Source organism: Pseudomonas sp. P20 (genome assembly GCF_016463925.1).
GTDB classification, from domain to species: domain Bacteria; phylum Pseudomonadota; class Gammaproteobacteria; order Pseudomonadales; family Pseudomonadaceae; genus Pseudomonas; species Pseudomonas aeruginosa.
The window spans coordinates 214,086-237,850 of sequence record NZ_JAEMVM010000002.1 but is presented as its reverse complement, the minus strand read 5'-3'; the positions used below and the strand labels follow the sequence as shown (position 1 = coordinate 237,850).

The following is a 23,765-nucleotide window of genomic DNA, read 5'->3' as shown; positions in this document are numbered from 1 at the left end:
GGATTGCCCCGCAAGTGCTTGTCGGCATTCATGAAATGTATGCCTGCGAAGACGACCGAGCAAGCGCTTGGGTAACAGCCGAGAACGGATTTGTTTCCGCCCTCTTCTCAACCAAGCGCTTGCTTGGTAATGTCGCCCCACACTTCCGCCGTCACGGGTCAAGAACAATGCAAAAGACCGTACGCATCGGCTGCGCCTCGGCCTTCTGGGGCGACACCTGCACCGCGGCCGCGCAGCTGGTGCGCGGCGCGCCGCTGGACTACCTGGTGTTCGACTACCTGGCCGAGATCACCATGTCGATCATGGCCGGCGCCCGCCTGAAACAGCCGGACGCCGGCTACGCCACCGACTTCGTCGAGGTCCTCGCACCACTGCTGGGCGAGATCGCCGAGAAGAAGATCCGCGTCATCAGCAACGCTGGCGGGATCAATCCGCAGGCCTGTGCCGCCGCCCTCGCCGCGGCCTGCGAGAAGGCCGGGGTGCAGCTGAAGATCGCCGTGCTCCATGGCGACAACCTGCAAGCGCGCCAGGCCGAACTGGCCAAGGCCGGCATCCGCGAGATGTTCAGCGACGCGCCTTTCCCGCCGATGTGCGTCTCGCTCAACGCCTACCTCGGCGCGCCGGGCATCGTCGAGGCCCTGCGCCTGGGCGCGGATATCGTGATCACCGGCCGGGTGGTCGACAGCGCGGTGGTCAGCGCCGCCCTGGTGCACGAGTTCGGCTGGGCCTGGGACGACTACGACCGACTGGCCCAGGCAGCCCTCGCCGGGCACATCGTCGAATGCGGCGCGCAATGCACCGGCGGCAATTTCACCGACTGGGAGCAGGTGCCGGACTATGAGCACATCGGTTTCCCCATCGTCGAGGTCGAGGCCGACGGGCGCTTCGTGGTGACCAAGGCGCCCGGCACCGGTGGCCTGGTCAGCGAACTGAGCGTCGGCGAACAGATGCTCTACGAGATCGGCGACCCACGCGCCTACCTGCTGCCCGACGTGGTCTGCGACTTCACCGAGGTGCGCCTGCGCCAGGTCGGACCCGACCGGGTCGCGGTGGAAGGCGCGCGCGGCCTGCCGCCCACCGACCGGTACAAGGTCAGCGCCACCTATCCGGACGGTTTCCGCTGCACCGCCAGTTGCCTGATCGCCGGCATCGATGCGCTGAAGAAGGCCGAGCGGGTCAGCCAGGCGATCATCGCCAGGACCGAGGAAATCTTCGCCGAGCGCGGCTGGGAGCCCTACCGCGAGGTCAACGTCGAACTGCTCGGCAGCGAAGCCACCTATGGTCCCCATGGGCGACGGCAGGACAGCCGCGAAGTGGTGGTCAAGCTGGCCGTCCGGCATCCGCGCAAGGAAGCCCTGGTGCTGTTCTCCCGCGAGATCGCCCAGGCCGCCACCGGGATGGCGCCCGGCCTGACCGGCATCGTCGGCGGCCGGCCGACGGTGTATCCGGTGATCCGCCTGTTCTCTTTCCTGATCGACAAGGCGCAATGCGCGTTGAGCGTAGAGATCGACGGCCAGCGCCATCCGCTGGAACTGCCGGTCCTCGAAGCCTTCGACCCGGCACGATTGGCCGAGGCGCGCCAGCCGCCACGCCCGGAGCAGCCCGCCAGCGCCAGCGTGCCGCTGGTGAAGCTAGCGGTGGCGCGCTCCGGCGACAAAGGCAACCACAGCAACATCGGGGTCATGGCGCGGCGCCCGGAGTACCTGCCGTGGATCGCCGAGGCGCTGGAGGAAGGCGCCGTGGTGGACTGGATGCAGCATGTGCTCGACCCGCAGACCGGCCGGGTCGGCCGCTGGTACCTGCCGGGCAGCCACAGCCTGAACTTCCTGCTGGAGAACGCCCTCGGCGGCGGCGGCGTCGCCAGCCTGCGCATCGACCCGCAGGGCAAGGCCTTTGCCCAGCAGTTGCTGGAGTTCCCGGTGGCGGTGCCGCAGGCGCTCGCCGACGCGCTGGAAACGCAAGGCAGATAACCACAACCAGGAACGGCGAATGCGGCGTTCCGCTGCCCCTCTACGGGATTCATCGGAGTCACCAGAACAATGAGCTACGACTCGATCTTCCGACCTGGCCTGTTCGACGGCCAGACCATCATCGTCACCGGCGGCGGCAGCGGCATCGGCCGCTGCACCGCCCACGAGCTGGCGGCCCTCGGCGCCCACGTGGTGCTGGTCGGACGCAAGGCGGAAAAGCTGGAGAAGACCGCCGGCGAGATCGTCGAGGACGGCGGCAGCGTCAGCTGGCACGCCTGCGACATCCGCGAGGAGGAAGCGGTGAAGACGCTGGTGGCGAATATCCTGGCCGAACGCGGAACCATCCATCACCTCGTCAACAACGCCGGCGGCCAGTATCCCTCGCCCCTCGCCTCGATCAGCCAGAAGGGCTTCGAGACCGTGCTCCGCACCAACCTGGTCGGCGGCTTCCTGGTCGCCCGCGAAGTGTTCAACCAGTCGATGAGCAAGACCGGCGGCAGCATCGTCAACATGCTCGCCGACATGTGGGGCGGCATGCCCGGCATGGGTCACTCCGGCGCCGCACGCTCGGGCATGGAGAATTTCACCAGGACCGCCGCCGTCGAGTGGGGCCATGCCGGCGTGCGGGTCAACGCGGTGGCGCCGGGCTGGATCGCGTCCAGCGGCATGGATACCTACGAAGGCGCGTTCAAGGCGGTGATCCCGACCCTGCGCGAGCACGTGCCGCTCAAGCGCATCGGCAGCGAGTCGGAAGTCGCCGCCGCCATCGTCTTCCTGCTCTCCCCCGGCGCCGCCTTCGTCAGCGGCAACACGATCCGCATCGACGGCGCCGCCAGCCAGGGCAGCCGCGCCTTCCCGCTATTCAAGGGCAAGCCGGGACAGAGCCGCGCGTACAACGGCTTCCACCGCGCCTACCTGCCCGACGTACTGAAGGACCAGGAGGACTGACATGCCCGCGATCCAGTCGGAACTCGACGTCAACGGCGAGGACTTCGCCCGCAACCGCGAGGCCATGCTCGCCGCCGTGGCCGGCTTCCGCGAGTTGGAGCAGAAGGTCCTGGACAAGGCCGCCGAGGCCAGGCCGAAGTTCGAGAAACGCGGCCAGCTGCTGCCGCGCGAACGCCTGGCGCTGCTGCTCGACCCGGGCGCGCCGTTCCTCGAACTGTCCTCGCTGGCCGGCTACAAGCTGCACGACGACAAGGACGGCACCCAGGCCGGCGGCGGGATCATCGCCGGGATCGGCTACATCGCCGGGGTGCGCTGCCTGGTCAGTGCCAGCAACAGCGCGATCAAGGGCGGCACCATCTCCCCGACCGGGCTGAAGAAGACCCTGCGCCTGCAGCAGATCGCCATGGAGAACAAGCTGCCGGTGGTGACCCTCACCGAAAGCGGTGGCGCCAACCTCAACTACGCGGCGGAGATCTTCGTCGAAGGTGCGCGCGGCTTCGCCAACCAGGCGCGGATCTCCGCCATGGGCATTCCCCAGGTCACCGTGGTGCATGGTTCCAGCACCGCCGGCGGTGCCTACCAGCCGGGGCTGTCGGACTACGTGGTGGTGGTGCGCGGCAAGGCCAAGATGTTCCTCGCCGGGCCGCCGTTGCTCAAGGCCGCCACCGGCGAGATCGCCAGCGACGAGGAGCTCGGCGGAGCCGAACTGCACGCGCAGGTCGCCGGCACCGCGGAATACCTGGCGGAAAACGACGCCGACGGCGTGCGCCTGGCCCGCGAGATCGTCGGCATGTTGCCGTGGAACGCACAACTGCCGGCGCGCCCGGCGCGTTCCTGGCGTGAACCGCTGTACCCGGTGGAGGAGCTGCTCGGGGTGGTTCCGGCCGACCCGAAGAAGCCCTACGACGTCCGCGAGATCGTCGCGCGCATCGCCGACGGCTCCGAGTTCCTCGACTTCAAGAACGAGTTCGACGGCCAGACCGTCTGCGGCCACCTGCGCATCGAGGGCCACGCCTGCGGCCTGATCGGCAACAACGGACCGATCACCCCGCAGGGCGCGGCCAAGGCGGCGCAGTTCATCCAGCTCTGCGAACAGAGCAACACGCCGCTGCTGTTCCTGCACAACACCACCGGCTTCATGGTCGGCACCGAGTCGGAGCGCCAGGGCGTGATCAAGCACGGCTCGAAGATGATCCAGGCGGTGGCCAACGCCCGCGTGCCCAAGCTGACCCTGGTGGTCGGCGGCTCCTACGGCGCCGGCAACTACGCGATGTGCGGACGCGGCCTCGACCCGCGCTTCATCTTCGCCTGGCCGAACAGTCGCACCGCGGTGATGGGCGGTGCCCAGGCCGGCAAGGTGCTGCGCATCGTCACCGAGGAGAAACACGCCAAGGAAGGCAAGGAAGCCGATCCGAAGATGCTCGAGATGCTGGAAACCGTCACCGCGCAGAAGCTCGACAGCCAGTCCACCGCGCTCTACGGCACCGCCAGCCTGTGGGACGACGGCCTGGTCGACCCGCGCGACAGCCGCAGGCTGCTCGGCTACCTGCTGGATATCTGCGCGGAAGCCGAGGCGCGGCCGCTGAAGGGCAACAGCTTCGGGGTCGCGAGGTTCTGACTGCAACAGGCGAGCCGGCGACAGCCCCTCTCCCCGCTCTCCCTGAAGGAAGAGGGTTGGGAGAGAGCAAGCGGATCCTGCCGGAAAACAATGATGCCCAGGAGGAAAGACAACCCATGATCTTCACCCAGGAACACGAGGAACTCCGCCGCACCGTTCGCAGCTTCGTCGAGCGGGAAATCAACCCCAACGTCGACCAGTGGGAAAAGGACGGCCGCTTCCCGATCCACGAGATCTTCCGCAAGGCCGGCGAACTCGGCCTGCTGGGCATCTCCAAGCCGGAGAAGTTCGGCGGCATGGGCCTGGACTACAGCTACTCGATCGTCGCCGCCGAGGAATTCGGCAGCATCACCTGCGGCGGCATCCCGATGGCCATCGGCGTGCAGACCGACATGTGCACCCCGGCCCTGGCCCGCTTCGGTTCCGACGAGTTGCGCGAGGAGTTCCTCCGCCCGGCCATCGCCGGCGAGATGGTCGGCTGCATCGGCGTCTCCGAGGTCGGCGCCGGCTCCGACGTCGCCGGCCTGAAGACCACCGCGCGCAAGGACGGCGACGACTATGTGATCAACGGCAGCAAGATGTGGATCACCAACTCGCCGTCGGCCGACTTCATGTGCCTGCTCGCCAATACCTCCGACGACAAGCCGCACGTCAACAAGTCGCTGATCGTGGTCCCGATGAAGACCCCGGGCATTACCCTCAGCCCGCACCTGGACAAGCTCGGCATGCGCAGTTCGGAGACCGCCCAGGTGTTCTTCGATAACGTCCGCGTACCGCAGCGCAACCGCATCGGCGCGGAAGGCGCCGGCTTCATGATGCAGATGCTGCAGTTCCAGGAAGAACGGCTGTTCGGCGCGGCCAACATGATCAAGGGCCTGGAGCACTGCATCGACGTCACCATCGAGTATTGCAAGGAGCGCAGGACCTTCGGCCAGCCGCTGATCGACAACCAGGTCATCCACTTCCGCATGGCCGAGATGATGACCGAGGTCGAGGCGCTGCGCGCCCTGGTCTACCAGGCCACCGAGCTGTACGTGAAAGGCAGGGACGTGACGCGCCTGGCTTCCATGGCCAAGCTCAAGGCCGGCCGCCTCGGCCGCGAGGTCAGCGACGCCTGCCTGCAGTACTGGGGCGGCATGGGCTTCATGTGGGACAACCCGGTCTCCCGCGCCTACCGCGACACCCGCCTGGTATCCATCGGCGGCGGTGCCGACGAGATCATGCTCGGCATCATCTGCAAGCTGATGGGCATCCTGCCGGGCAAGAAGAAAGGCTGACGTTCCAGGAGGAAACCGGCATGAGCCTGCCGCATTGCGAGACCCTGCTGCTGGAACCCGTCGAGGGCGTCCTGCGGATCACCCTGAACCGCCCGCAAAGCCGCAACGCCATGAGCCTGGCGATGGTCGGCGAACTGCGCGCGGTGCTCGCCGCCGTGCGCGACGACCGTAGCGTGCGGGCGCTGGTGCTGCGCGGCGCCGGCGGGCACTTCTGCGCCGGCGGCGACATCAAGGACATGGCCGGTGCCCGCGCCGCCGGGGCGGAAGCCTACCGCACGCTGAACCGCGCCTTCGGCAGCCTGCTGGAGGAAGCCCAGGCCGCCCCGCAACTGCTGGTGGCGCTGGTGGAAGGCGCGGTGCTCGGCGGCGGTTTCGGCCTGGCCTGCGTGTCGGACGTAGCGATCGCCGCCGCCGATGCGCAGTTCGGCCTGCCGGAAACCAGCCTCGGCATTCTCCCGGCGCAGATCGCGCCTTTCGTGGTCCGCCGCATCGGCCTGACCCAGGCCCGCCGCCTGGCCCTCACCGCCGCCCGCTTCGACGGCCGCGAGGCGCTGCGTCTGGGCCTGGTGCATTTCTGCGAGGCCGACGCCGATGCCCTCGAACAGCGCCTGGAGGAAACCCTAGAGCAACTGCGCCGCTGCGCGCCGAACGCCAACGCCGCCACCAAGGCCCTGCTGCTGGCCAGCGAAAGCGGCGAACTCGGCGCCCTGCTGGACGATGCGGCGCGACAGTTCGCCGAAGCGGTGGGCGGCGCCGAAGGCAGCGAAGGCACCCTGGCCTTCGTACAGAAACGCAAGCCGGTCTGGGCCCAGTGAGCCACGACCGCGAAACAGGGCAACAGCCTCCAGGAGCCGAACGACATGCCCAGCTTCAACAAGATCCTCGTCGCCAACCGCGGTGAAATCGCCTGCCGGGTGCTGCGCACCGCCCATGAACTGGGCTACCGCAGCGTCGCCGTGTACAGCGAGGCGGACGCCGACGCCCGCCATGTGCAACTGGCCGACGAGGCCGTGTGCATCGGCCCGGCAGCGGTGGCGCAGTCCTACCTGAATCTCGAGGCGATCCTCGACGCCGCCCGTCGCAGCGGCGCCGAGGCGATCCACCCCGGCTACGGCTTCCTCTCCGAGAACGCCGAATTCGCCCGTGCCTGCGAAGCCGCCGGGATCGTCTTCATCGGCCCGGATGCGGAAGCCATCCACCTGATGGGCAGCAAGCGCCTGTCGAAGATCGCCATGCTCGCCGCCGGGGTGCCGTGCATCCCCGGCTACGAAGGCGCCGAACAGGACGACGCGACCCTGCGGCGCGAGGCCGAACGCATCGGCTACCCACTGATGATCAAGGCCAGCGCCGGCGGCGGCGGCCGCGGCATGCGCCTGGTGGAGGAACCCGACCAACTGCTGGAGCAGTTGCGCACCGCACGCTCGGAAGCGCTGGGCGCCTTCGGCAGCGCCGAACTGATCCTGGAGAAGGCCGTGCTGCGCCCGCGCCATGTGGAGATCCAGGTGTTCGGCGACCGCCACGGCAACCTGCTCTACCTCGGCGAACGCGACTGCTCGGTGCAGCGCCGCCACCAGAAGGTCATCGAGGAAGCTCCCTGCCCGGTGCTCGATGCCGACCTGCGTCGCGCCATGGGCGAGGCGGCGGTGAAGGCCGCGGCTTCGGTCAACTACGTGGGCGCCGGCACCGTCGAGTTTCTTCTCGGCGAGGATGGCCGCTTCTACTTCCTGGAGATGAATACCCGCCTGCAGGTCGAACACCCGGTCACCGAACTGGTCACCGGCCAGGACCTGGTGGCCTGGCAGATCCGCGTCGCCGAGGGCCATCCGCTGCCGCTGCGGCAGGAACAGGTGGAACTGCGCGGGCATGCCATCGAGGTCCGCCTCTACGCCGAGGACGCCGGTCGCGGCTTCCTGCCGCAGACCGGCACGGTGCTGCGCTGGGACCCGGAACTGCTGCCCGGCGTACGCATCGACCATGGCCTGGTCGAGGGGCAGGCGGTGACGCCCTTCTACGACCCGATGCTGGCCAAGCTGATCGCCTACGGGGCGACCCGCGACGAAGCCCGGCGCAAGCTGATCCGCGCGCTGGAGCGCTGCGTGCTGCTGGGGGTCGACGGCAACCAGCGGTTCCTCGCCAACCTCCTGGCGCATCCGGACTTCGCCGCCGGCGAGGCGACCACCGCCTTCATCGCCGAACGCTTCGCCGAAGACCCCAGCCTGCAACCGCGCCAGCCGGGCGCCGAGGAACTGGCCCTGGCCGCCGCCCTGCTCTACCAGGCCGGCGCCGAGGCCAGTGCGCACCAGCCCGGCCTGGCCGGCTGGCGCAGCGCCGCCGGGGCACCGTGGAAGATCGTCCTGAAGCACGCCGAACAGCGCCTGGAGATCGGCCTGGACGTCCTCGAAAGCGGTCGCCGGCCGCGACTGCTGGCGCGCCTGGAGCGACGCGAGATCGCCGTGCGCCTGCTCGACTGCGACGGACGCTGGGCCAGCGCCGAACTCGACGGCATTCGCCGCCGCCACGCCTACCACCTGGACGGCGGGCGCCTCTGGCTATACGGCCACGGCGGCAACCTCGAACTGCTCGACGTCACCCACGCCGGCGCCAGCGCCCAGGTCGGCGCCAGTTCCGGCACGCTCAAGGCGCCGATGGACGGCGCCATCGTCGAGGTGCTGGTCGGCGAGGGCGAACGGGTCGGCAAGGGCCAACTGCTGCTGGTGCTGGAGGCAATGAAGATGGAACACCCGCTGAAGGCCGGAGTCGACGGCGTGGTCCGCCGCGTCCAGGTCGGCCGTGGCGAGCAGGTGCGCAACCGGCAGGTGCTGGTCGAGGTGGAAGCCGACGCCTGAGACACCCCGCCGCTCATCCGCAACGACAACGACAAGAAAACGGAGACGCCCATGTCACTGCACGGCAAGACCCTGTTCATCACCGGCGCCAGCCGCGGCATCGGCCGGGAGATAGCCCTGCGCGCCGCGCGCGATGGCGCCAACCTGGTGATCGCGGCGAAGAGCGCCGAGCCGCATCCGAAGCTGGAAGGCACCATCTTCAGCGTCGCCGCCGAGGTCGAGGCCGCCGGCGGCCAGGCCCTGCCGCTGCAACTCGACGTGCGCGACGAGCAGGCCGTGGCGGCGGCCATGGCCCGCGCCGCCGAACGCTTCGGCGGGATCGACGCGCTGGTCAACAACGCCGGGGCGATCCGCCTGGTCGGGGTGGAGAAGCTGGAGCCCAAGCGCTTCGACCTGATGTACCAGATCAACACCCGCGCGGTGCTGGTCTGCAGCCAGGCCGCCCTGCCCTACCTGCGCAGGAGCGCCAACGGCCACATCCTCAGCCTGTCGCCGCCGATCAACCTGGCCGGCAGGTGGTTCGCCCAGCACGGCCCCTACACGGTCACCAAGTACGGCATGAGCATGCTTACCCTGGGGATGCACGAGGAGTTCGGGAAATACGCCATCAGCGTCAACGCGCTGTGGCCGAAGACCATGATCGCCACCGCCGCCATCGAGTTCGAGCTGGGCAGCCGTGACGCCTTCCGCCGCGCGCGCACCCCGGCGATCATGGCCGACGCCGCGCACGCCATTCTCACCAGCGAGGGGCGCAGCCTCAGCGGGCGCCTGCTGGTCGACGAGGAATTGCTGCGCGAGCGCGGCCAGAGCGATTTCGAGCAGTACCGCTACGACCCGGAGGGTGGCGCGCTGGTGCCCGACCTGTTCCTCGACTGAGGTCTCCGACGAAAGGCGCGCGGCGCTCTGCGGCGGGCTTCCGGGCTATTTGCCGAAGTGCCCCGGGGCGACCGCGCAACGGTCATAGCCGAGGCGGCGGCTGCGGTCTAGAGTCGCGGGAGCGTCCTACGCCCCGCACAACAACGACAAGCGCGAGAGCCATGACCCACGCCGACCTGATCACTTTCAACCGTTTCGTTGCCCGCCTGCCTGCCACCTTCGGCCGCGTGCCGCGCATGCTGCGCGGCCTGTACTACACCGCGATCCGTAACCGCGAGAAGAGCCTGTCCCTGGGCTGGGCGCTGGAGCGCGCGGCACGCCTGTACCCGGACAACCCGGCGGTGCTCGACGGCCAGCGGCGGATCAGCTACGCCCTGTTCAACGGCTGGGCCAATCGCCTGGCGCGCGCCTTCAAGGCCGAGGGCGTAGGCCACGGCAGCGTGGTCGCGGTGATGCTGGAAAACCGCGTCGAGCTGCTGGCGATCCTCGCCGCCCTGGCCAAGCTCGGCGCCATCGGCGCACTGGTCAACACCACCCAGCGCGGCAAGGTCCTGGTGCACAGCCTGAACCTGGTGAAGCCCGGCCACTTCGTGGTCGGCGAAGAGTTGCGCGAGGTGTTCGAGGAAGTCCGCCAGGAGGTGCTCGGCAACGCCGGCCATTGCTACTGGGTCGACGACGGCGACACCCTCGGCGATCCCGGCTCGCCGCCGATGGGCTGGCGCAACCTGATGCGCCTGGCCCAGGGACAGACCTCGGAGAACCTCGAGGACACCGGCAGGGTGCGGCTCAAGGACTCCTGCTTCTACATCTACACCTCCGGCACCACCGGCCTGCCGAAAGCCTCGATCATGAGCCACGGCAAGTGGATCAAGGCCTACGGCGGCTTCGGCCATTCCGGTCTGGGCCTGGGCCGCGACGACGTGCTCTACCTAACCCTGCCCTGCTACCACAACAACGCCGTGACCGTCTGCTGGAGCGCGGCGCTCGCCGGCGGCGCGGCCATGGCCCTGCGCCGCAAGTTCTCCGCCAGCGGTTTCTGGAAGGACGTGCAACACTACCGGGCGACCTGCTTCGGCTACATCGGCGAGCTCTGCCGCTACCTGCTGAACCAGCCACCGTGCGCCGAGGAACGCGGCAATAGCCTGACCTGCATGATCGGCAACGGCCTGCGCCCGTCGATCTGGGCCGAGTTCAAGCAACGCTTCGAGATCCAGCGGATCACCGAGTTCTACGCTTCCAGCGAAGGCAACATCGGCTTCACCAATGTATTCAATTTCGACAATACGGTGGGCTTCTCCCCAGCCACCTACGCCATCGTCCGCTACGACCTGGAGAACGACCACCCGGTGCGCGACGCCAAGGGCTTCATGGAGAAGGTCGGCAAGGGCGAGGTCGGCCTGCTGATCAGCGAGATCAGTGCGAAGTGGCCGTTCGACGGCTACACCGATCCGGCCAAGAGCGAAGCGGTGATCCTCCGCGACGTGTTCAAGAAGGGCGACGCCTGGTTCAACACCGGCGACCTGATGCGCGACATCGGTTTCAAGCACACCCAGTTCGTCGACCGTCTCGGCGACACCTTCCGCTGGAAGGGCGAGAACGTTTCCACCACCGAGGTGGAAAACGCCCTCGGCGCCTTCGACGGGGTCGAGGATGCGGTGGTCTACGGCGTGGAGATTCCCGGCACCAACGGCCGCTGCGGGATGGCCGCGCTGCGCCTGGCCGATGGCGTCGAACTGGACCGCGACGCTCTCGCCGCGCACCTCGACCGCGAGTTGCCGGCCTATGCCACACCGGTGTTCCTGCGCCTGCTGCGCGAAGTCGAGACCACCGGCACCTTCAAGTACAAGAAGACCGACCTCAAGCGCGACGCCTACGATCCCGCGCGGGTCAGCGACAAACTCTTCGTCAGGTTGCCCGGCAGCGCCGGCTACCAGCCGCTGGACGCGGAGCTGTACCAGGCGTTGCAGGAGCAGCGCTACCGCTTCTGAGCACCGTGGCGGCCTACTGGCGGAACTCGAACTGCAACTCGGCCCCTTCCAGGGGCCGCGACACGCCCAGTTCGCGGTCGCGATAGAGCAACTGGCCGTTGAGGCGGAAGTCGCTGTCGTCCTTTTCCTCGAACATCGGCGGCAACAGCGGCTTGGGCTTATGGGTCTCTTCCGTGCCGGGCGGCGCCATCTTCTGCACCAGTTCCTTCGGCAGGCGCAGGTCCAGCTTGGCGCTCGGCAGCGGCTTGCGTACCTCGGGGTCGAGACGAGCGGTGGAAGCGCGCTTCGCCGGCGCCGGCTTGTCCTTGGCGACCGGCCTGCTGGCCGGCTTCGGCGGCGCAGCCGCAGGCTTCGGCTTGGCCGGCGGCTTGGGTTCGGCAACCTGCTCCGCGGCTGGCGCGACCTTCTTCGAAGCTGTTTTCGGCGCGGCAGGCACGGCAGGCGCTGGCTCCGCTCGTGCAGGCTTCACTGGCTTGGCAGGGGCGCGCTGCTCCTGCGGCGGTGCTTCCGGGGCTTTCTTTTCCGGTGCCTTGGAGCCGTCATCGCAGGCCGCCAGGAAGCAACCGAAAAGAACAACGACGCAAATTCGGCAAAGACGTTTCATAGTCACGCAGGTATGGCCAATTGCGGCAATGCTGACGGCAGACTGCAACCAAGGCAAGGGGTCACTATCGTCATCCTGGCACTCTCTCTGTTGTTCGCCCCATGTCTAACCTGTCATGCGCGGATAACCGCTTGATGTCAGCCCGCGACGCCGCCGCCGCGTCGCGGGCCATGGTCGTCACGGCCGTTTCCTGGCGCTCGCGGCTATCGTCGCGAGGCGTTCCAGTCGTTCCACCAGGTTCTCTCCGGGGAAACGTTTCTGCAGCTCGGCCAACTGGGTCGCGGCCTGCTCCGTCTTGCCCTGCTCACGCAGGGCAAGGACCGCCCCGAGCGCCTCGTCGAGCACCTCCGGCTTCACCGCAACCGCCTTGCCCCTGGCCTGGGCGACGAAGTCGCCGGCCAGCGCCGCCTGGACCTTCGCCTGCTGCGCGGCCTGGGCCGGCGGTCGGTCGGCCAGGGCAGCCGGAGCCGCCGGCGCGGCCTCGGCCATCAGTTGCGGCGCCTCCCCGGACGATGCGTAGCTGGCCAGCAAGGCCGGGGGCTCCGACATCTCGCTGGACAGCGGAGCCGGCGCCGCCGGCGCGCGCATGGCCCGCTTCGCCGCAGCGGCCCCGGCGACTCCGTCGCGCAGAGGCACATCGCTGAACGCCACTTCGGGGCGGGCCTGGCGCTCGGCGTCGTCCAGCACGTTGTGGCTGACCAGCCCCAGCACCAGCGCCACGCCCAGCAGGCTGGCGAAAGCCGCCTGCCAACGCGGCCTGCGGGAGGCTTCCAGCCAGCGCCGCCACCAGGACCGGGCGGGTTCGACATGCGCCGCCTGGCGTCGCGCGGCGGCGAGGATCGCCTGGTCCAGCGCCGGCGCCGGCTGCTGCGGCGCGTGGGCGCGGAAATGCGCCAGCATCTGCTCTTCGGCGACGCTCGCGGAATGCTTCTGTGGGTTCATACCGCCACCTCCTCGGCCAGCAGCCGGCGCAGCTTCTGCACCGCGTAGCGGAAACGGCTCTTCACCGTCTCCAGCGGCGACTGGGTGAGCGTGGCGATCTCGGCCAGTTCCAGTTCGCCGTGGGCGCGCATCAGGAATACCTCGCGCTGTTCCTCGGGCAGGGTCTCCAGCGCGCTCTGCAAGCGCTCGCCGTCGCGGCTCAGGCTGAGCTGCTGCTCGGGGCCGGCGCCCTGGTCGGGTTGCGCGTGCAACTGTTCGTCGTAGCTGTCCTGCAACGGCTGGCGCTGGCCATGCTTGCGCCAATGATCGATCAGGCGGTTGCGGGCGATCTGGTAGAGCCAGGTGCGGAAGCTCGCCCGGCCCTGCGGCTGGCTCTCGCTGCGGATCAGGCTGAGCCAGGTTTCCTGGTAGATCTCGTCGGCCAGTTCGGTCTGTCCGGCCAGGCCGCAGAGAAAACGGTAGAGACCCTGCCGATGGCGCTGGTAGAGCACCTCGAAGGCCGCGCTGTCGCCCTTGCGGTAACGCGCCAGCAGCGTTTCGTCGCTGCCGGCGGCCGTCGTGGCGCTGGTGGAGGCATGCATGCCGCTGGTCGACTCCTGTCCTGTGTCAAAGGCGACCGAGAGCAGGCTCATCGGCCACATCCTTCGCGGCACGCATCGGCGTCGCCACGAAACGCCCGGGCCGTCGCCAGAAGCGCGGCCGGAGCGGCTATCGGTAGACATTTTCCAGCGTCGGACAGTTCGGCGAAAGTGCCGGTCCGGATGGAAGCCGGGAAAAACATCGAGACGACCTCGTCGTGCAGCGGAGATACCCGCTGAGACGAAGCTGTCGGTGGATTCGGGTTAATCCCCGGGAAAATTCTTCGCGGACTGTCGCGGGGCGCCCCTCAGCCAGGGGAGCGCCTCGCGCTCAGGCGGCGATAAGGCCTTCCTGGCAAAGCTGCCCGGCAAGCATGCCGAGGGTCATGATCGCCCGCTCCGCCTCGCGGTTCCAGGGAATCCCGCAGGTCAGCCGCAGGCAGTTGTTGAACTGCTCGGTGTTGCTGAAGATCAGCCCCGGGGCGATGCTGATGCCCTGCTCCAGGGCCCGCACGTGGAGTTCCTTGGTGTTGACCTTGGCCGGCAGGCTGACCCAGAGGATGAAGCCGCCCTTGGGCCGGGTCATCTGCGTACCTTCCGGGAAGTACTGCTGCACCGCCAACTGGTAGGCGGTCATGTTCTTCCGGTACTCCTGGCGGATGTAGCGCAGGTGGCGGTCGTAGCCGCCGTTCTCCAGGTAGGCGGCGACGCCCATCTGGGTCACGGTGCAGGCCGAATGGGTGGTGAAGGTCTGCAAGCGACGGATCTCCTCCTGGTAGCGCTCGGCGATGATCCAGCCGATGCGTACGCCGGGCGAGATGGTCTTGGAGAAACTCGAGCAGTAGATCACCCGGCCGTCGCGGTCGTGGGACTTGAGCGAGCGCGCCTGGCCCTGGTCGAACATCAGTTCGCCGTAGATGTCGTCCTCGACCACCCCGATGTTGTGTTCGGCGGTCAGTTTCAGCAGTTGCTTCTGGCGATCCTCGGGAATCGTCCCGCCGAAGGGATTGCTCAGCCGCGCGGTCAGCACCAAGGCCTTGATCGACCACTGGTTGGCCGCCAGTTGCAGCGCTTCAAGGCTGATCCCGGTGCGCGGGTCGCTGGGGATCTCGATGACCTTCAGGCCCAGCACGTCGGCCAGTTGCAGCAGGCCGTAGTAGCTCGGCGACTCGGTGGCGATCAGGTCGCCGGGACGGGTCAGCACCCGCAGGGCCATGTGGATCGCATCCACGCAGCCGTGGGTGATGGTCACCTGCGACGGGTCGACCACCACGCCGGCGTCGCGCATGCGGATCGCCACCTGCCGCCGCAGCGGCTCGAAACCGGGGCTGAACATGTAGCTGAACGCCCGTGGGCTCTGGAAGCGGGTGACCTTGGCCAGTTGCTGGTGCAAGGCGCGCACCGGCAGGTAGTCCACGTGCGGCACCGCCGCGCCGAGCGGGAATACCCCTTCGCGGCGGGACTCGGCGAGCACCTGGTTGATGATGCTGCTGCGGGTGACCAGGCCGGGACGCTCGACCCGCGCGATATCCGGGGTCGGCGCGGTCAGCGCCGGGGTGCGGTGGACGTAGAAGCCGGATTGCGGACGGGCGCGGATCAGTCCCTGGTCCTCGAGGGTGGCGTAGGCCTGCAGCACGGTGGCGTGGCTGACGTTCAACTGGGTACTGAGCTTGCGCACCGACGGTACCCGCTCGCCCGGCTGGTAGACGCCACGGCGAATGTCCTCGGCCAACTGCTGGGCGATGCGTTGGTAAAGCAGCAGATTGGTCATGGCGGGTTTTCCTCGGCGATTGAACCGAAACAGTAGCTCAATTCGTGAAACTGCTCCAGAACAGTTCGGCCGACAACCAGGCATACAGTCGCAAAACTGTACGGGTCGGTCGCAGAGACGGCGCGTTCGCGAGGAAAAGAAAACCCGGTCGGTCGCCACCGGCCGGGTGCGGGCGGGAAACAGTCCGCCAAGAGCCGCCTGGGGAGCGGCCATAGGGAAAGTCAGAAACGCAACGCGTCCGCCGCCGCGCTCTCGCCGGTCAACGCTTGCCAGGCGAAGGGGCTTGGCGCCAGGCCGAGATCGCCGAACAGGCGGTAGTCCGGGACGGCGGCGGGCTGGCGGGCGGCCGGGGAAAAATCATCGCGGCCGAGGCGGGTGACCAGAACCCGGGCCTGCACCTGCAACGCCACCAGGCTGAGGCTTTCCCGCGCCGTGCAGCCCGCCTCGCCGCACGCCACCGGCGAGTCCTCCAGCAGGAGTTCCTGGCGGCGTGCTTCGGCAACCGCGCGGAGTTCGGCGGCGAAGGACGGCTGGCACAGGCTCAGCAACAACGGCAGGACGAAACGGGCAAAGCGGGGCTGGCGGATCATGCGGATTCCTCGGCTGCGGCGGGATGGCTCCCGGGGGCTGGCGAGGATTGTTCCGCAACTGGCGGTCGAGATGTTTCGAACCCGGTCAGGCGAGTTCGTGGAGCCAGTTCATCACGCCCAGGGCGATCAGTTCGGCGTCACTGTTGAGGCCTATCTTGACCATCGCGTTCTTCTTGTGGGTGCTGATGGTCGACACGCTGCGCATGGTCCGCTGGGCGATCTCGCTGACCGTGTCGCCACGCGCCAGGCGCCGGAGGATGTCCACCTCGGTGGGGCTCAGCGGCTTGCCGGTATGCCGCTGCGGGTGCAGGCCGGGGTCGAGGAAGGTCTGTCCGAGCGCCATGCACTCCAGCGCCGCCTTCAGCGTCTCCAGCGGGCTGCGCTTGCTGATGTAGGCCGAGGCGCCGCTGCGCAGGACCGCCTTGGCCAGCAACGGCGCGCTGAACACCGAGTAGACCATCACCTTCATTTGCGGGCAGTGCCGAGTCAGCCATTCCACCAGGTGGATACCGTCGCGGCTGCGCTGGCCAGGCAAGCCCAGCTCGGTGATCAGGATGCTTTCCGGCGGCAGGTCGGCCAGGCGCTCCACCAGGCTGTCGCTATCGCCGACCACCGCCAGCACCTGGCGTCCGCACTCCTCGCTGAGGTAGCGCTGCAGCGCCCACTGCATGACCGGGAAGGAATCGGCGATCACCAACCCCGGCAGGGTTTCGTTCGAACTCATGGCGCCTCTCTACTCGTTATAACGAAATACAAGGTGCTTATGCTGCACGGATTGCCGCTCGAACTAGTTCGATCCCGATGATAGCCCGCTCTTGCGCAAGTTCTGACAGAGAAATCCAGCGCCACCCGGTTCGCCAGACGAAAAAAGCCCCGGACCCTTTGGGGTACCGGGGCTTCCTGCGGCGGCGCGGTTCTCAGCGCGGCGCGCTGAGCTGGCCCTTGTCGTTGGAGAAGACGATCTCCACCCGGCGGTTCTGCGCCCGTCCCCGGTTGGAGGCGTTGTCGGTGACCGGGAAGGCTTCGCCGTAGCCGACCACCTGCATGCGCGCGGGATCCACGCCGAGATCGGCGAGCACGTCGGCCACCGCCTGGGCGCGCTCGCGCGACAGGTCGAGGTTGGCCTGCCTGTCGCCGACGCTGTCGGTATAGCCTTCGATGCGGATCACCCGCCGCGGATTGAGCTGGAGGAACTGCACCAGCTTCAGCGCGGTGCGGTTGGCCGCCGGCTTGAGTTCGGCGCGGTTGAAGTCGAACAGCACGTCGCCAAGGGTGAGCACCAGGCCACGCTCGGTTTCCTCGGTGCTGAGACTGGCGATCTCCTCGCTCAGGCGCTGGCCCTGCTCCTGCACGCTGAGCAGCTTGGCTTCGCGCAGGGCCAGTTGCAGGCGCTCGCGCTCCAGTTGCAGGCGGGTCAGGCGCTCCTGGTTGAGGTTGAGCAAGGCGTGCTGGCGAGCGATCTCGCTGTAGCGCTGGCTCAGGTAGGCATACTGGATCACGTCGCTGCTGCTGCCCCAGTAGCTGGACAGGCGTTCGGCGCGGGCCAGCGATTCGCCGGCGCGGATCACATCCTTGGGCGCCGCGCGGAGCACGTCGGAATCTTCCTTGACCTGGTCGAACTCGCTCTGCGCCTTGGCCAGCGACTGTTCGCTGAGCTTGTGGTCGGCGCAGCCAGCCAGCGCGGCGCAGGCCAGCAGGGTGGCGAAGAGAGTCGCTTTGCCCGGCATCAGTCGGTCTCCCCCAGTTGCTTGCGCAGACGTTTCAGGCTCTTGTCCAGCTCGCCGAGCTGGTCCTTGCTCTTCTGCGTCAGCACCTTGGACTCGGCGAGGCGTGCGTCCAGCTCGGCCTGCTCGGCCAACAGGCGCGCCTTCTTGTAGGACTCCGCGGTCATCGCGATCTGCGCCGCGGCGTACTTGTCCTGGGCCAGTTTCAGCTCGGCCACGTCGTCGGTGGCACCCACCGCCTTGGCCTGCTCCAGCGCCTGTTCGGTCAGGCGCATCTGCTCCAGCGGAGCCGGGTCGTTGCTCGCACAACCGCTCAGGGTCAGCGCGGCGAGGCCTGCGGCCATCATCCATCGAATGCTCACAAGTCACTTTCCTGCGTAGTCGAACTGGCGCCGGAAGCCGGCAATTGCTGGGCTTTCCAGCGTTCGAGATTGTCCTGCAAGAGCGTTACGGGAACGCCGGCAGCCGACAATTCTGTCATCTTTTTCGCCAGTTGTCCGCGCAGCCACGGATCGTTGCAGGCGGAGTTGTGCGACAGCGTCAGGTACAGCCCCTCGCTGCTCAGCACCGGTTCCAGCGCCTCCAGGTCGTCGGCCATGCCCAGCGCCTCGACCTGGGCCTGCCCGGGCAACGCCTGGTAGAGGAGGAACTCGCTGCGCTTGAGCATCAGGTCCTGCAAGCCCTGGGTCAGGCTCGGCACCGGCTTCAGGTCGAGACTGGCCTTGGCGAAGCGGTCGAACTCCTCGCCCAGGCTGCTGCCGGCCAGCACGCTGCCCTTGTGCCCGATCAGGTCGTCGCGGCCGATGAACGGGAACGCGGCGTCCTTGTTCACCCAGACCACCCCGCTGGTCATCAGGAACGGCGGATGTACATAGTCCATGCTGCCGAGCCGTGCCAGGGTCAGGTAGGCCCCGGCGAGCAGGTCGGCGCGACCGCTGGTCACCTCTTCCTGGGCCTCCTCCCAGGAGCCGCTGTAGAGCACGTCGATGCGCACGCCGAGCTCCTTGCCCAGGCGCTGCAACAGGTCGGCATTGGCTCCGATCAGGCGCTTCGGATCCTGCGGGTCGCGCCACAGGTAGGGGGGGTACTCCGGGTTGCCGGTGGCCACCAGGCGCTCGCAGGAGCCGGCCGCCGCGGCCAGCCCCGGAACGAACAGCGCCGCCAGCAGGATGCCGGCCAGGCGGCACGGGGAACAGCGAAAGGACATGGATTCAGGCTCCGCGGTACAGGGATGCGCGCAGCAGTCTGCCACATTTCCGCGCGCGCTCCCGCCCCGCTATTCCGATGGGTACCAGCGCGGCGTGTAGACCCAGGCTTCGCCGTCGGCGCGCGGGAAGCTGCGGGTAGTGGACGAGCCGATGATCACCAGGGTGCGCATGTCCACCTGCTCCGCACGCAGCTCGCCCAGGGTGGTGCGCAGCAGGCGCTCACCGGGCCGCCCGATGTCGCGACCGAGCACCACCAGGGTCTGCGGCGAACGATGGCGGGCGACGATCTCCAGCGCCCGTCCCAGTTGCCAGGGCCGCGCCCGCGAGATCGGATTGTAGAAAGCCATCGCCAGGTCGGCGGCGCCGGCCAGGTCCAGGCGCCGCTCGATCACCTCCCAGGGCTTGAGGTTGTCGGACAGCGACAGCAGGCAGAAATCGTGGCCCAGAGGCGCCCCCGCCCTGGCCGCGGTGGCCAGGGCCGCCGAGACGCCAGGGAAGATCCGCAGCTCGACCGCGTCCCAGGCCGGCTCGCCAGCGCCATGCAGGGCTTCCAGCACCGCGGCGGCCATGGCGAACACGCCGGGGTCGCCGGACGATACCAGCACCACCGCCCTGCCCGTCGCCGCCAGTTCGAAGGCATGCCGGGCGCGCTGCAATTCCTCGCGGTTGTCGCTGCCATGCAGCACCTGTCCGGCGCGGAAGGGTCCGGCCATGTCGACGTAGGTCTGGTAGCCGAGGATGTCCTCGGCCTCGTCCAGTGCCCGCCGCGCCGCAGGCACCATCAGCTCGGCGCAGCCGGGCCCCAGGCCGATCACTGTGAGTCGGCCGCGACGCTGGCCGATGCGGTCCATCGCCAAGGGCGCGGCGGCCACCGCCAGCCGGTCGCCGACCTGCTCGGCGGCGGGCAAGGCCTGGCGCAGGCGCGCAGCGGGATCGGCCTGCGGCAGGAAGCGCAGCGGTACGCCGAGCGCATCGGCGGCGGCCTGCAGGCGCGGATCGGCCATCCGCGCGCTGTCGGCCAGCAAGCCGCCGAGCGCCGCCGCGGCCAGGCCGGCATCGACCAGCGCCTGGCGCACCGCGTCCGCCGCCGCGTCGGCAGGTTCGAGCGCCGCCAGCACGCAGCGCGGATGGATCAGCAGTTCCTCGGCCCGCGGCGCACGCGCCGAGGGCGTCACGTGAATCGCCAGCGCTGCCTCCGGGTCGCGCGGCAAACGGGCCGCGTCGAGCCAGTCGGCGGCACCCTCGACGCGCACCGGCTGGCCACCGAGCAAATCGGCAACGAAGCGCTTGCCCTGCTCCAGGTCGGTCAGGACATAACCGGCGGGCGGGTTGAGCACGCAGGTGCCGAAGCGCAGCTCGCCGCTGGTGGTGATCGCCGGCGCCACGGCCAGCACCTCGCCGATTTCCCGCGCCAGCCGGTTGACCCCGGCCAGCCCGCCGAGCAGCGGCACCACCGCGCTACCGTCCTCGGCCAGGGCCAGCACCGGCGGCTCCGCTCCCTTGCGTTGCAACAACGGCGCCAGGCTGCGAATGACGATGCCGGCGGCGCACAGGGCGACGATCGGGCGGTCGGCGCAATACAGTTCGCGCAGGGTGTCGCCGAAGTCCGTATAGGAACGGTCGGCCTCGACCCGCCCGGCGAGCCCGTGGACCAGCGCCCCGGGATAGCGCGCCTGGACCCGCCGCGCGGTATCCAGCGCGCCCTGGCCGAGGATGACGATGGCCGGAACCTGCTGGGCGTCACTCACCGCCGGCCCCTCCCTGCCACTTGTCGCCGGGGACGACGATCAGCGAGAAGTACGGCGAGGCCATCGGCTCCACCCGTTCCAACGGCACGATCCGCTGGTTGGCCATGGTCGCCCGCTCGACGTACAGCGCGCGGCGCTCGAGGCCAAGCTCGACCAGCACGCGGCGGACCTTGTCGAAATTGCGGCCGAGCTTCATCACCACCGCCGCGTCGGCATCCGCCAGGCGCCGGCGCAACTCCTCCTCGGGCAGCACTCCGGAGAGCACCGAGAGGCTCTGGTTGCGGTACACCAGCGGCGCACCGAGCACCGCCGCGCCGCCGAGCATCGAGCAGACGCCAGGCACCACTTCGCTTTCGTAGCGCGTCGCCAGGCGGTCGTGCAGGTACATGTAGGAACCGTAGAAGAACGGGTCGCCCTCGCAGATCACCGCCACGTCGCGGCCGGCGTCCAGGTGCGCGGCCAGCTGTTCGGCGGCGGTGTCGTAGAAATCGCTGATGATGGTCTCGTAGCACAGCGGCGGTTCCAGCTTCTCGGTGGTCACCGGGTAGACCAGCGGCAGGCGCACCTGGGCCTGGTCCAGGTGCGCCTCGATGATGCCGAAGGCGTTGCCCTTCTTGCCCTTGGCCACGAAATAGCCGACCACCGGCGCCGCGCGCAGCAGGCGCAGGGCCTTGAGGGTGATCAGTTCGGGATCGCCGGGCCCGACGCCCAGGCCCAGCAGGCGGCCCTTCACGACACTCATCATTCGCGCTCCGTGGCCAGGGCGTTCACCGCCGCGGCGGCCATGGCGCTGCCGCCACGGCGACCGCGGACGATCACGTAGGGCACCCCGCGGCTATCGGCGGCGAGCATCTCCTTGGATTCCGCGGCGCCGACGAAGCCGACCGGGAAGCCCAGGATCAGCGCCGGTTTCGGCGCGCCGGCGTCGAGCATTTCCAGCAGGTAGAACAGCGCGGTCGGCGCGTTGCCGATCACCACCACGCTGCCCTCCAGGTGCTCGCGCCAGTGCTCCAGGGCCACCGCCGAGCGGGTATTGCCGAGTTCCGTGGCGAGCGCCGGCACGTCCGCTTCGTTGAGGGTGCAGATCACCCGGTTGGCGGCGGGCAGCCGCGAGCGGGTCACGCCTTCGGCGACCATCCGCGCGTCGCAGAGGATCGCCGCGCCGGCGGCCAGCGCGGCGCGGCCGGCGGCGCCGGCGCCGGGCGAGAAGCGCAGGTCGTCGACCACGTCGACCATGCCGCAGGCGTGGATCACCCTGACCGCGAGCTTTTCAAGGTCGGCCGGGATGCCGGCGAGGTTCGCTTCGGCGCGGATGGTGGCGAACGACTGGCGATAGATCGCCTGGCCATCGCGGATGTAGTCAATCATGCGGGTTTTCCGGAAGTGGGCTGGGAAGGCAGGGCCGCCAGGTAGTCGGCGGCCGTGGCGAAAGTCAGGCGGCTGGCCAGCAACTGGCCGAATCCGGGGTGGCATGGGTCGTGCCGGTACAGGTCGTAGAACCCGCCGCTGCGCGCCAGCAGGGTGAGCGGCGCGCGGTGGGCGGCGGCGCAGGACCGTTCGCAGCCGCACAGGTGCAGTTGCGGCAGGTCGCTGCGCGGGCCGAGGCGTTCGGCCAGGCGCAAGGCGTCGCCCTTGGTGTCGGCCAGGCCCCTGGCGCAGGCGCTGGAACCGCTGCAGGCGATCAGCCGCGCCAACGGCGCATCGGGCTCGGTCAGCAGGCCGAGTCCGCGCAGGCCGAGCAGCGCCTGGTCGGCCTCGGCGTGCGCCAGGTTCGGCAGGAGCACGCCTTGCCAGGGGGTCAGGCGCAGGCTGCCGTCGCCATGGCGTTCGACCAGCTCGGCCAGGCCTTCCAGGCAAGCGCTGTCGAGCCGGCCGAGCGGCGCCGCCGCGCCGACCATCACCAGGCCCGGCTGGCGTTGCGGCTGGACGCCGAGATGACTCCACGGACGCCCCGGCGAACGCCGCCAGGCCGCCACCCGCTCGTCACGCCGCAGAGGGAAATCCAGGCGCGCCTGCAAGGCCTCCAGCAAGGGTTCTCCGGCCAGCTCCTGCAACAGGTGGCGCATTCGCGTCTGTTGCGGCTGGGCGCGCTCGAGGAACAGGTCGAGCAGCGCCAGCACCAGGGACTCGCCCCGCTCCGCCGGCAACGCCGCCAGGGGGCGGTCGCGGGCCGGGCAGCCGGCGAGTCCGAAGACCAGCGTCGCGGTCGGCGCCGCGGGCATCGGCGAGAGCCAGATGTCATGGGGATGTTCGAGCATCGCCAGGTCTTCGCCGCCGTCCAGCTGGATGGCGAACTTGGCCGACAGCGCGTGGTAGCGGCTGTCCGCCTGGAGCCGCAGCAACAGCCGAGCGGCCAGCGGGCGCACGTCCAGCGACAGGTGCGGATCGAGCCCGGCGGCCGGGCTGAGCATCAGGTTACGCACGTCGTCGGCGCCGGCCAGGGACTCATGCCGGGGACCGAGGCCGGCGTCCAGCAGGCGGCGGACAAGCCGCTCTTCCTCGCCGCGACGGACGCCGCGCAATTGCAGGTTGGAACGGTTGGTCGCCTCGATCACGCCGCTGGCGCAATCCCGCGCCGCGGCCGCCACGGCGCGTGCCTGGGCGGCGTCCAGGCGGCCGGCGTCGAGCTTGATGCGGCAGATGCCGCCGTCCAGCGCCTGGACGATACGCAGCAGGCCGGGACAGGGCGACGGACGTGGTACGGGCAGGGGCGCCGGGGTCTGGTCGTCGTTCAAAAACGCTACTCGAATCGGCGTCGCGGCGACCGCACCGCTGTCCCCCAGGGACAGACCACGGCATCGGTACACCCCGCCCGATGTTGGCACTCGCGACTGGTTTCGGCGGCAGGTCTCCTGGCTCGCAGCCCGGCGTTCCACCCGGGGGAGGAACCTCCGCTTCGCGCCGCCTTCCCGGTAATCCAGTGGCGAATGGCGCGAATACAGGCTGCATACAGTTGCGGGGGCAGCCACGGCTAGGCCCGGGCTTCGAAAAGACCGCGGCTCCGTGTTCCCTCTTCGGCCCTCGTTGGCCCCGCGCTAACGCGAAAGGGCCGGGCACCGACGAACGCGCTATTATGC

Annotated in this window: 21 protein-coding genes and 1 riboswitch; of the genes, 8 read left to right on the top strand and 13 right to left on the bottom strand. The window is 69.0% G+C overall.

The window, feature by feature from the left end:
- The first annotated feature begins 167 nt into the window (after positions 1–167).
- From JHD77_RS02090 to JHD77_RS02055, 8 genes are all read left to right on the top strand, one after another.
- On the top strand, positions 168–1,970 hold the full coding sequence (locus JHD77_RS02090; RefSeq protein WP_003130781.1) for an acyclic terpene utilization AtuA family protein: 1,803 nt from the start codon (positions 168–170) through the stop codon (positions 1,968–1,970).
- 69 nt (positions 1,971–2,039) lie between these two features.
- The gene (locus JHD77_RS02085) at positions 2,040–2,918 is read left to right on the top strand and encodes an SDR family oxidoreductase (RefSeq protein ID WP_003090991.1); all 879 of its coding nucleotides are present in this window, start codon (positions 2,040–2,042) and stop codon (positions 2,916–2,918) included.
- 1 nt (position 2,919) lies between these two features.
- Positions 2,920–4,536 (top strand): geranyl-CoA carboxylase subunit beta, encoded by a 1,617-nt coding sequence (gene atuC / locus JHD77_RS02080; protein WP_003114738.1) that lies wholly within the window; start codon positions 2,920–2,922, stop codon positions 4,534–4,536.
- 116 nt (positions 4,537–4,652) lie between these two features.
- On the top strand, positions 4,653–5,813 hold the full coding sequence (gene atuD, locus JHD77_RS02075; protein WP_003101733.1) for a citronellyl-CoA dehydrogenase: 1,161 nt from the start codon (positions 4,653–4,655) through the stop codon (positions 5,811–5,813).
- Positions 5,814–5,833: 20 nt separating this feature from the next.
- Positions 5,834–6,628, top strand: a complete 795-nt coding sequence (atuE, locus tag JHD77_RS02070; protein ID WP_003119850.1) for an isohexenylglutaconyl-CoA hydratase — start codon at positions 5,834–5,836, stop codon at positions 6,626–6,628.
- Positions 6,629–6,673: 45 nt separating this feature from the next.
- Entirely contained in the window at positions 6,674–8,659 is a 1,986-nt protein-coding gene (gene atuF / locus JHD77_RS02065; RefSeq protein WP_019726505.1) for a geranyl-CoA carboxylase subunit apha, read from the top strand.
- 51 nt (positions 8,660–8,710) lie between these two features.
- Entirely contained in the window at positions 8,711–9,535 is an 825-nt protein-coding gene (locus JHD77_RS02060) for an SDR family oxidoreductase (protein ID WP_003101741.1), read from the top strand.
- 161 nt (positions 9,536–9,696) lie between these two features.
- Positions 9,697–11,523, top strand: coding sequence for a long-chain-acyl-CoA synthetase (locus JHD77_RS02055; RefSeq protein ID WP_003117644.1), 1,827 nt, complete (start codon positions 9,697–9,699; stop codon positions 11,521–11,523).
- A gap of 13 nt (positions 11,524–11,536) precedes the next feature.
- Here the strand turns inward: JHD77_RS02055 and JHD77_RS02050 are convergent, their stop codons facing one another.
- The 13 genes from JHD77_RS02050 to cobG form a co-directional block, all read right to left on the bottom strand.
- Positions 11,537–11,959 (bottom strand): hypothetical protein, encoded by a 423-nt coding sequence (locus tag JHD77_RS02050; protein WP_003091000.1) that lies wholly within the window; start codon positions 11,957–11,959, stop codon positions 11,537–11,539.
- A gap of 345 nt (positions 11,960–12,304) precedes the next feature.
- Positions 12,305–13,069, bottom strand: coding sequence for an anti-sigma factor SbrR (gene sbrR, locus JHD77_RS02045; protein WP_016253214.1), 765 nt, complete (start codon positions 13,067–13,069; stop codon positions 12,305–12,307).
- Positions 13,066–13,650 (bottom strand): ECF family RNA polymerase sigma factor SbrI, encoded by a 585-nt coding sequence (gene sbrI / locus JHD77_RS02040; RefSeq protein ID WP_003119848.1) that lies wholly within the window; start codon positions 13,648–13,650, stop codon positions 13,066–13,068. Before sbrI ends, sbrR begins: the two co-directional genes overlap by 4 nt.
- 328 nt (positions 13,651–13,978) lie before the next feature.
- Positions 13,979–15,418 carry an aminotransferase-like domain-containing protein gene (locus tag JHD77_RS02035; protein WP_003091003.1) on the bottom strand — a complete coding sequence of 480 codons (1,440 nt, stop codon included), beginning with the start codon at positions 15,416–15,418 and terminating at the stop codon, positions 13,979–13,981.
- Positions 15,419–15,639: 221 nt separating this feature from the next.
- A complete protein-coding gene (locus JHD77_RS02030; protein WP_003107036.1) occupies positions 15,640–16,008 on the bottom strand; it encodes a hypothetical protein in 369 nt (122 codons plus the stop codon).
- Between the two features lie 85 nt (positions 16,009–16,093).
- The gene (locus JHD77_RS02025) at positions 16,094–16,732 is read right to left on the bottom strand and encodes a response regulator transcription factor (RefSeq protein ID WP_003091005.1); all 639 of its coding nucleotides are present in this window, start codon (positions 16,730–16,732) and stop codon (positions 16,094–16,096) included.
- Positions 16,733–16,925: 193 nt separating this feature from the next.
- A complete protein-coding gene (locus JHD77_RS02020; RefSeq protein WP_003091007.1) occupies positions 16,926–17,735 on the bottom strand; it encodes an OmpA family protein in 810 nt (269 codons plus the stop codon).
- A complete protein-coding gene (locus tag JHD77_RS02015; RefSeq protein ID WP_003091008.1) occupies positions 17,735–18,094 on the bottom strand; it encodes a DUF4398 domain-containing protein in 360 nt (119 codons plus the stop codon). Before JHD77_RS02015 ends, JHD77_RS02020 begins: the two co-directional genes overlap by 1 nt.
- A complete protein-coding gene (locus JHD77_RS02010) occupies positions 18,091–18,939 on the bottom strand; it encodes a substrate-binding periplasmic protein (protein WP_003117645.1) in 849 nt (282 codons plus the stop codon). Before JHD77_RS02010 ends, JHD77_RS02015 begins: the two co-directional genes overlap by 4 nt.
- Before the next feature lie 69 nt (positions 18,940–19,008).
- The gene (gene cobJ / locus JHD77_RS02005) at positions 19,009–20,688 is read right to left on the bottom strand and encodes a precorrin-3B C(17)-methyltransferase (RefSeq protein WP_031756751.1); all 1,680 of its coding nucleotides are present in this window, start codon (positions 20,686–20,688) and stop codon (positions 19,009–19,011) included.
- Entirely contained in the window at positions 20,681–21,433 is a 753-nt protein-coding gene (locus JHD77_RS02000) for a precorrin-2 C(20)-methyltransferase (protein ID WP_003091011.1), read from the bottom strand. The genes cobJ and JHD77_RS02000 overlap by 8 nt, the downstream gene beginning before the upstream one ends.
- Positions 21,430–22,056 carry a precorrin-8X methylmutase gene (locus JHD77_RS01995; RefSeq protein ID WP_003107929.1) on the bottom strand — a complete coding sequence of 209 codons (627 nt, stop codon included), beginning with the start codon at positions 22,054–22,056 and terminating at the stop codon, positions 21,430–21,432. The genes JHD77_RS02000 and JHD77_RS01995 overlap by 4 nt, the downstream gene beginning before the upstream one ends.
- Entirely contained in the window at positions 22,053–23,423 is a 1,371-nt protein-coding gene (gene cobG / locus JHD77_RS01990; protein WP_016253212.1) for a precorrin-3B synthase, read from the bottom strand. The genes JHD77_RS01995 and cobG overlap by 4 nt, the downstream gene beginning before the upstream one ends.
- A 90-nt stretch (positions 23,424–23,513) precedes the next feature.
- Positions 23,514–23,764, bottom strand: a riboswitch (cobalamin riboswitch).
- Position 23,765 lies beyond the last annotated feature (1 nt).

What these genes read in the sequence shown, in the direction of transcription:
- JHD77_RS02090 (WP_003130781.1), top strand. Translation starts at nt 168, where the DNA reads ATGCAAAAGACCGTACGCATCGGCTGCGCCTCGGCCTTCTGGGGCGAC.
- JHD77_RS02085 (WP_003090991.1), top strand. Translation starts at nt 2,040, where the DNA reads ATGAGCTACGACTCGATCTTCCGACCTGGCCTGTTCGACGGCCAGACC.
- atuC (WP_003114738.1), top strand. Translation starts at nt 2,920, where the DNA reads ATGCCCGCGATCCAGTCGGAACTCGACGTCAACGGCGAGGACTTCGCC.
- atuD (WP_003101733.1), top strand. Translation starts at nt 4,653, where the DNA reads ATGATCTTCACCCAGGAACACGAGGAACTCCGCCGCACCGTTCGCAGC.
- atuE (WP_003119850.1), top strand. Translation starts at nt 5,834, where the DNA reads ATGAGCCTGCCGCATTGCGAGACCCTGCTGCTGGAACCCGTCGAGGGC.
- atuF (WP_019726505.1), top strand. Translation starts at nt 6,674, where the DNA reads ATGCCCAGCTTCAACAAGATCCTCGTCGCCAACCGCGGTGAAATCGCC.
- JHD77_RS02060 (WP_003101741.1), top strand. Translation starts at nt 8,711, where the DNA reads ATGTCACTGCACGGCAAGACCCTGTTCATCACCGGCGCCAGCCGCGGC.
- JHD77_RS02055 (WP_003117644.1), top strand. Translation starts at nt 9,697, where the DNA reads ATGACCCACGCCGACCTGATCACTTTCAACCGTTTCGTTGCCCGCCTG.
- sbrR (WP_016253214.1), bottom strand. Translation starts at nt 13,069, where the DNA reads ATGAACCCACAGAAGCATTCCGCGAGCGTCGCCGAAGAGCAGATGCTG.
- sbrI (WP_003119848.1), bottom strand. Translation starts at nt 13,650, where the DNA reads ATGCATGCCTCCACCAGCGCCACGACGGCCGCCGGCAGCGACGAAACG.
- JHD77_RS02035 (WP_003091003.1), bottom strand. Translation starts at nt 15,418, where the DNA reads ATGACCAATCTGCTGCTTTACCAACGCATCGCCCAGCAGTTGGCCGAG.
- JHD77_RS02030 (WP_003107036.1), bottom strand. Translation starts at nt 16,008, where the DNA reads ATGATCCGCCAGCCCCGCTTTGCCCGTTTCGTCCTGCCGTTGTTGCTG.
- JHD77_RS02025 (WP_003091005.1), bottom strand. Translation starts at nt 16,732, where the DNA reads ATGAGTTCGAACGAAACCCTGCCGGGGTTGGTGATCGCCGATTCCTTC.
- JHD77_RS02020 (WP_003091007.1), bottom strand. Translation starts at nt 17,735, where the DNA reads ATGCCGGGCAAAGCGACTCTCTTCGCCACCCTGCTGGCCTGCGCCGCG.
- JHD77_RS02010 (WP_003117645.1), bottom strand. Translation starts at nt 18,939, where the DNA reads ATGTCCTTTCGCTGTTCCCCGTGCCGCCTGGCCGGCATCCTGCTGGCG.
- JHD77_RS02000 (WP_003091011.1), bottom strand. Translation starts at nt 21,433, where the DNA reads ATGATGAGTGTCGTGAAGGGCCGCCTGCTGGGCCTGGGCGTCGGGCCC.
- JHD77_RS01995 (WP_003107929.1), bottom strand. Translation starts at nt 22,056, where the DNA reads ATGATTGACTACATCCGCGATGGCCAGGCGATCTATCGCCAGTCGTTC.